This window comes from uncultured Coprobacter sp., assembly GCF_947855755.1.
In the GTDB taxonomy this organism is placed as follows: domain Bacteria; phylum Bacteroidota; class Bacteroidia; order Bacteroidales; family Coprobacteraceae; genus Coprobacter.
On sequence record NZ_CANUAR010000049.1, the window covers coordinates 1 to 6,629 of the forward strand.

8 protein-coding genes are annotated in these 6,629 nt (G+C 38.0%); all 8 read right to left on the reverse strand.

Translation table 11 applies throughout. From position 1 onward, the window contains the following. Positions 1 to 367: VanZ family protein (locus Q0093_RS14565; protein WP_297931925.1), on the reverse strand; the 367-nt coding region annotated here is incomplete at its 3' end. Between the two features lie 356 nt (positions 368 to 723). After that, entirely contained in the window at positions 724 to 2,178 is a 1,455-nt protein-coding gene (locus Q0093_RS14570; RefSeq protein ID WP_297931928.1) for a hypothetical protein, read from the reverse strand. Positions 2,179 to 2,297: 119 nt separating this feature from the next. Next, positions 2,298 to 2,471 carry a hypothetical protein gene (locus tag Q0093_RS14575; protein ID WP_297931931.1) on the reverse strand — a complete coding sequence of 58 codons (174 nt, stop codon included), beginning with the start codon at positions 2,469 to 2,471 and terminating at the stop codon, positions 2,298 to 2,300. Positions 2,472 to 2,498: 27 nt separating this feature from the next. Then, positions 2,499 to 2,825 (reverse strand): hypothetical protein, encoded by a 327-nt coding sequence (locus Q0093_RS14580; RefSeq protein ID WP_297931934.1) that lies wholly within the window; start codon positions 2,823 to 2,825, stop codon positions 2,499 to 2,501. Positions 2,826 to 2,829: 4 nt separating this feature from the next. After that, positions 2,830 to 4,119 (reverse strand): O-antigen ligase, encoded by a 1,290-nt coding sequence (locus tag Q0093_RS14585; protein ID WP_297931937.1) that lies wholly within the window; start codon positions 4,117 to 4,119, stop codon positions 2,830 to 2,832. Positions 4,120 to 4,205: 86 nt separating this feature from the next. After that, a complete protein-coding gene (locus Q0093_RS14590) occupies positions 4,206 to 5,111 on the reverse strand; it encodes a glycosyltransferase (RefSeq protein WP_297931939.1) in 906 nt (301 codons plus the stop codon). Positions 5,112 to 5,178: 67 nt separating this feature from the next. Beyond that, positions 5,179 to 5,505, reverse strand: a complete 327-nt coding sequence (locus Q0093_RS14595; RefSeq protein WP_297931942.1) for a hypothetical protein — start codon at positions 5,503 to 5,505, stop codon at positions 5,179 to 5,181. A gap of 16 nt (positions 5,506 to 5,521) precedes the next feature. Then, positions 5,522 to 6,562, reverse strand: coding sequence for a glycosyltransferase family 4 protein (locus Q0093_RS14600; protein WP_297931945.1), 1,041 nt, complete (start codon positions 6,560 to 6,562; stop codon positions 5,522 to 5,524). Between the last annotated feature and the right edge of the window lie 67 nt (positions 6,563 to 6,629).

Here is a 6,629-nt window from a genome sequence, read left to right on the forward strand (position 1 = left end):
CGTCTTGGATCTGCGCCGCACGACCGGGCACGAAGGACTGGTGAACCTCATCGAGGCAGGCATAGAGCAATGAGATGACGAGGGCGAGGCCACTGCTGACGGCGGGCTTGGCTTTCGCAGCGACCTTGACGGGCAGTGTGGCGGCGAAGAGGAAGCTCGTGCCGCCGAGCAAGAAGTAGAGGAAGATGTGCGCGAGCTTGCGGATGGTGAGCCCGAAGACGATGGGCACGTTGGACGCCGACATCCCCGGCGGGATCTCGATGCCGAGGATCCCGAGGAGCCACTCCCCTACGCCGTTGCTCACCCCCGCCGACGCCTCCCCCTGCTGCCCCGAAAACAGGAAGATCCCGACCATGACTGCCAACATGGGGAGGATGGAGAGGAGAGGGCGAAAAATTAGTTTATGATCTGATGGCATAATTTAGAATATGCCGGTTTCGCCAACAAAATAGCATATTGAAACACGGCAGAATTAGGAAACTCTTAAAGTTACGTCAGCCTATTAGGTCGTCTTTCGTAAAGAATATATATCAAATTTGATTTTGATATCATAATAGCTATCGTTACACCAATATACCTCCACAGCTTCGTGCTTATCAGTAGTTTAACACAAATGAAATCCCCTGACAACCGATATATTATGATAACAAAAAGTTCAAGATAGATTTCTATACATTCCAGCAGCACAAGAATAAACTAAAACTCTGTGCTTTAATTGTGATATCACAATTTATCCCTGCTATCCGCCCCTGATTTACTACGCTTAAGCATATTAATAAAAACATGCAACAGTGCGGCTATACTCTTTCGATAAATTATAGCATAAATAACAAAGATACAGACATACGCCAAGCAAGCCCACCAGAGCTCCAAACAACGCACCGCCACAATAAAAGCAACAGTCATCACAAATTCAATCAAGAAATCCTTTGCAATCCTCTTTTTAATGATCCTCGTAACAGCTATTTCAGAGGCAACCGAGCGAAGCATTATAACTGCAACTAAGAAATACAACACAAATTCAAGGTCGTTCAATATGTAGGCCCCTATCGCAAATATGGCCATACCAAACAGTACTGACGCGACATTAATTACGAGCATTAATTTTTCTTTACGATACGCTTTTAGGTAATTATTTGTTAAGAGGCTGACTTTAGAAGAAAAAATAATTATTGGCAATAAAATTCCGAGATATACAAGGCTGTCTGAATAATTTGGCAACCACTTTTCCAAGATCCAACACCCGGGAAAGTACACGATCATTGCGAAAAAGAGCAATGGTGATATGATGTTGCGAATTTTCGTATAGATGTCGGGGAGGTTCTCTTCCTTCATGCGTTTTAATGAGGGAAACAATACCACACTGATCGCTGTTACAAATGTAAGAAACAAATTTGAAACACTAAAACTAAACGATACTTGTCCAAATACCAGCTCATCCCACCGCCACTGTATCATCATCTTAGCTCCGCCGACAAGCAAACTCGAAGAAAAATTTGCGACCATCAACATTATACCGGCAGAAACATTTATCCAGCATTCCTTAAGGCACTCCTTAATAGGAATACCCTTGCCAAAATACATTCCACGATTAAAGATTGCTCCGAGAAAAATACCAAACACGTCACCAAATAAATCTGCTATGCAGTACCAATAAAAATCATTGACGCGACAAGCCAATAAAAAGACGACAAACAAAGCATACGCCGCACGTTGCGCAATAACAAGCACTGCATACTTTGTGATACGATTAGTGATTTGAAAGGAATATGAAGTATATGTAAAAATATTTTTTGTAATAACACCTATCGACACCAGTATAACAATTTCTTTTGTTACAATATCAAACAGGAATGCAGAGACGATACAGCCAATTAATGTAAGAATGGAATTAAACGTCAATAAAAGTTGAAATTGCGAACGTACACGAGGCTTATCCAACTCGTCAAAGTCATATTGAGAATATCTCAGCACTATTCCATCCAGCAAACCAAAGTGAAAAACACCAACATAGCCAACATATAAAATAAATGTCTGCCAATAAGAATACTGAAATTCATCAATATACTTTGGGACAACAAATCCCAATATAAAACTGACAACAATCGAAATAATCTGTGCCAGCACGGACATTATTAAATTCGCTGCTATTTTTCTATTGGAAACTAAATGAGACATTTGATTCTATTTTTCCCTTCGAGGCAACCACGATAGCCGATCAATATTTTCTAATGGTTTGTATAAATCATCTATATGCGCCCAAACCATTTTATTACCTAATTTAGGAAAATCAATCTTTAAAGTTCTTTGATCATATCGTTATTATAACGATATTTTATGACTTTTGCAGAGACACCGCCCATGATAGCGTATGGAGGGACATCTTTCGTTACAACTGCACCAGCTGCTATTACAGCACCCTGACCAATATGTACGCCAGATAATATATTATTGCTCTTTCGCCAATCCATACATCGTCCCCTATTCTGACGTCACCTTTAGAGATCCCTTCGTTCTGAAAAACTATCCCCATAAGTCAGATCGATTACAAGATCACACTTAGAAATTGCCTTACGCAGTTGAATGATTCCACGCAAACCTGTTCTAAATCGAACTATCTTTTCAAAAACAATGTTATCTGTTCGAATATAATTGCTCAGCGGCGTCAAGATCGCAGAGGATTCACCGGAAAAAACATGGTATTCAACGTTTAAGTCTAAAGACACAGCAATCTTCTGCAACATATCAATTTGAGATATCCCCAACGCAGAACACCCGTAATTATTGGAATTTAGTGCCACACCGAATAGCGCGATTTTAATCATTTTATCAATGCTCCTTAATCACAACCGGTCTACGCCTTATTACGTTGTAGTGGATTACTCCCTTTCTCAAATAAAGGCCATATACATTCCCCACTTTAACCATTTGCCCGTAAACGCGAGAAGATTTAATAAAGTAGAAGATAAATATAAAAAATAGCATATGATTAAATCCAGGAATGGATGTTATCGTATAAGTCAGCCAATATGCAAGTGATACAAAAAAGATTTGTCTGCTTTTAAACCTCTTGGGGATGATCACAATAAAATAAATGACCTGAACCACATATGCTACCACGCCTAGAATACCCATTTGCGGAACGGCCTGTAACCATATACTTTCTCCGCCTAGCAAACGATCCACAAGATTATTATCTATCACGTCTCTAAAACTCGGACCTAATCCAAACAGCGGGGATTGAAACATCAGCTCAAAGGCAGCGGCAAATTGATCCAGACGCATCTCAAGATTACTTCCCCCAACAGTATTGGCAGCATCTCCACTAAAAAAGCTCTTGATCACATTTATGATTTTATCGGATAATAACGGAACAGCTATCGCGGCGCCGACCAAAAGAGATAACAGCAACGGATAAAATCGCTTTGATTTGAAATTAACGATTGACACCATGGATACAGCAAAAAACAACAGCGGGCTCCGGGAATTTGTAAACAAAATACAAGGAATACACAATATTGCTGTAATGAAAGGAATAAATATCTGCCCTATCGTAACATATTTTTTTTGTATAATTATAAAAACAAAAACCGCATATAATGCCCAAACCATCCCCGCACCAATGGCATGTTCAAAGATAGAATTTATACGGTATCCACGATACGAATCTGCACCATACGAAAAATCGATAAGTTTATCTTTATTAGAATTCAAAGAAGCTTCATATTCAGTTAATGGATTCCTTTGCAGGATGTATTCTATAAGACCATATATACAGGATCCAAGAATAATTACCGTAACAACTTTGAATATAAATTTAAAATCATCCTTTGTTTCAATAAGCTGCCACGCCATCCAGACTAAAATAATCTTCTCAGATAACTGCTTAATGAAATTAGAGATTTCTGCACCAAACCCAGCCATGGAAAACATAGATGAAGCCAACAAAACAACGCCATAAATCAGAAAAGGAATTGCAAATGGAAACTTCGTATGTGCTCTTTGATATTTAGATCCATGAACGAAAAACATGAACATAAACACCAAAGTCATCGCCATCTCAAGCGTGAGTAACGGCAATCCCGGTGTTGATATCAGTGTTATATTTGTTACAAGCATCAACTTATAACACAAATATAAACTAAATCCTTTTTTAAAGTTAAAGAAACTATATATTATTATTACGATACCAATTAAGATAAAAATCATCGGTTACCCAACAAAAGAGAAAGTTTAACAACAAAGGAAGCAAGACAGCTATAAGATTTTACTTTTGGAGATAAAACTAATTTTAAACGACACGAAATTCTATGCTTATAATCTGCAACACAACGAAGTATTTTTTTTGATGGAAAATCTACTTCTTCATTGTATAATCTTAAAATCTCACTTGCTTGGTTCGCAATGCTTACTTTGCAAGGCACAAAAATCATTTTTAATCGATCTATTATCTTATTTTTTACTCCTACAACAGAACCGATAACATTATTTCCATGTTGTCTATAATACATCACATATCTGTCATCAAAAAAAATATCTCCTCCCACAGCTTTACAAAGCAGCAACACAAAGTAATCATGCATGATGCTTTGGTTTGGAATAGAGTTGGAACGCAGAATTCCAGCCAACGTTTTATTGAATAACATGGTACAGCCCGCAGCAAACGAACAAACAGCAATAGATTGCAAATTTAACACGGGCGTTCTCTCTTTTTGCGATAGTTCATTCAAATCGGAGTCAACCGTTTTGCCGCGTGCAAAGTATAAAGATGGATGATCACCATACTCTTTCAGCGCAGATATTGCGTGCTGTATTTTATCTGGAAACCAAACATCATCCTGATCAGAAAAAGCATAATATTCATAGTTTGGAGAATGATATAACAAGTCAAAAAAACTTTTAGCAGGACCTAAATTTTCCCCGTAATACCATGTCAATTTTCCCTCTGCAGCGTAACTTTCCAGAATGGCCCTCGTGCGATCGGTTGATCCATCATCTCTGACGCATAAATCTAAATGAAAATCTCCCCTTTGAGAAAGAATACTTTCAATCTGAGCCTTTAAATATTTCTCACCGTTATATGTGGACATTAAAACCGCTACATTTACCATAATTTATATCTTTACATTAAAAACCTAAGTGGTTAAGAAGCTGATTCACATAACAGATTTATTAAAATTAACGCTGTTTTTGCTGAAATAGATCCTTAAGCCCCTCTTCATTAGTTATGCAGATATTGCTCTGCATTCTTTCAAAGCGTTTACCTGCTGCGATACTCTCCGGTTGACGCAAAGCCAAGTATACACTCCGTTTCAAGAACGAAGTATTATATGTTTTTCCTTTCAGGAGAGTTTTTTCCTGATCACGATAAGTCTCATCTCTGCGGATATAATCGATGATCTCGCAACTATGGCCGAGTCCTTCGATCAACTGCTGCGTTGCGATCGCCTGCAACAAAGAGCCGTAATTCGATATCGCGTGTCTTGTGATAACGGATGTTTTCATTTTTATTTAGATACAATCACTTTTCTAAAATACATTCCAAATACGCTTTTCCAACATTGCTGCCTAATGCAGTGGCTGAGTACTTCAACAAGTATTCAACATATCCATTGTCTATCAAATCATTATATAAGCCACGATTATCATTTAAACGCTGAACTGCTTTAAGGAACTCAGCCTCGTCCTTACGACAAATCAACGCGTTAAATCCATCTTTTACATAGCTTCTAATCGAATTGGCTTCTGTGATTATGATCGGTTTTTTGTACTGCATTGCCTGAAGCATAACTAACTGACCCGACGAAATATTTGGATCATTCAATGCTATCAGAACGGCTTCACACTCATCAAGTATTTTTAAGTATTCGTCGCCTGCTATATCATTATAGAAAATAACATTATCTGGCAGAATCTCTTGTCTTATAGTATCACATAATACGACTAGTGGATAAGGTAATGAGGAAGCAACATTCAACAAGAAATCATAATCGCGATTACTTCTGCCAACAGACAAATAGAATTTCTTGGGTAAGGATACGGTGGTCTTTCCCAAATCTTTTTTATCGTCTATTCCTAAGGGAAGATATATAAATTTTGATTGTTCCACGTCAAATTTCTTCGCATAATACTCCATTTCGGTTTGCGAATATACAACTAATCTATCTACATATTCCGAACGAACGATTTTCGTGATGATACTTTTATATGCTTTACCAAGAATTCCAGGCTTTTCCTTAAATATAAAAGTCAAAATAATCAATCTAGTTCTCTTTTTTACATGAAACATCAAACAATAGTAAGCAAACAAAAGACCGTAAAATTGTTGCCAGGCTACGATACTTTTATACTTTCCTCGATGAACAAAAAGGCCAAACGAATGAGAGAAATATCCAAAAAGTCTTTTAATTGTGGATAATCTGTTCTTTCTCAACCCATTATTTCGCCAGCCTATTGCTTCCCAATCCTCTGAAGTCTGACTTTTAAGTGAGTCTAAAAAGCTCCAATTTTTCTGTGGAATAAAATCTGTGCATACTATATTTTCCCGCTCAGCACTTTTCATACTTCTATTTACCCTTCACTCACCCAGTTGGTCTTTGAGGTCCTCGGCGACGATCTCTTCGCCGGAC

What these genes read in the sequence shown, in the direction of transcription:
- Q0093_RS14570 (WP_297931928.1), bottom strand. Translation starts at nt 2,178, where the DNA reads ATGTCTCATTTAGTTTCCAATAGAAAAATAGCAGCGAATTTAATAATG.
- Q0093_RS14575 (WP_297931931.1), bottom strand. Translation starts at nt 2,471, where the DNA reads ATGGATTGGCGAAAGAGCAATAATATATTATCTGGCGTACATATTGGT.
- Q0093_RS14580 (WP_297931934.1), bottom strand. Translation starts at nt 2,825, where the DNA reads ATGATTAAAATCGCGCTATTCGGTGTGGCACTAAATTCCAATAATTAC.
- Q0093_RS14585 (WP_297931937.1), bottom strand. Translation starts at nt 4,119, where the DNA reads ATGCTTGTAACAAATATAACACTGATATCAACACCGGGATTGCCGTTA.
- Q0093_RS14590 (WP_297931939.1), bottom strand. Translation starts at nt 5,111, where the DNA reads ATGGTAAATGTAGCGGTTTTAATGTCCACATATAACGGTGAGAAATAT.
- Q0093_RS14595 (WP_297931942.1), bottom strand. Translation starts at nt 5,505, where the DNA reads ATGAAAACATCCGTTATCACAAGACACGCGATATCGAATTACGGCTCT.
- Q0093_RS14600 (WP_297931945.1), bottom strand. Translation starts at nt 6,562, where the DNA reads ATGAAAAGTGCTGAGCGGGAAAATATAGTATGCACAGATTTTATTCCA.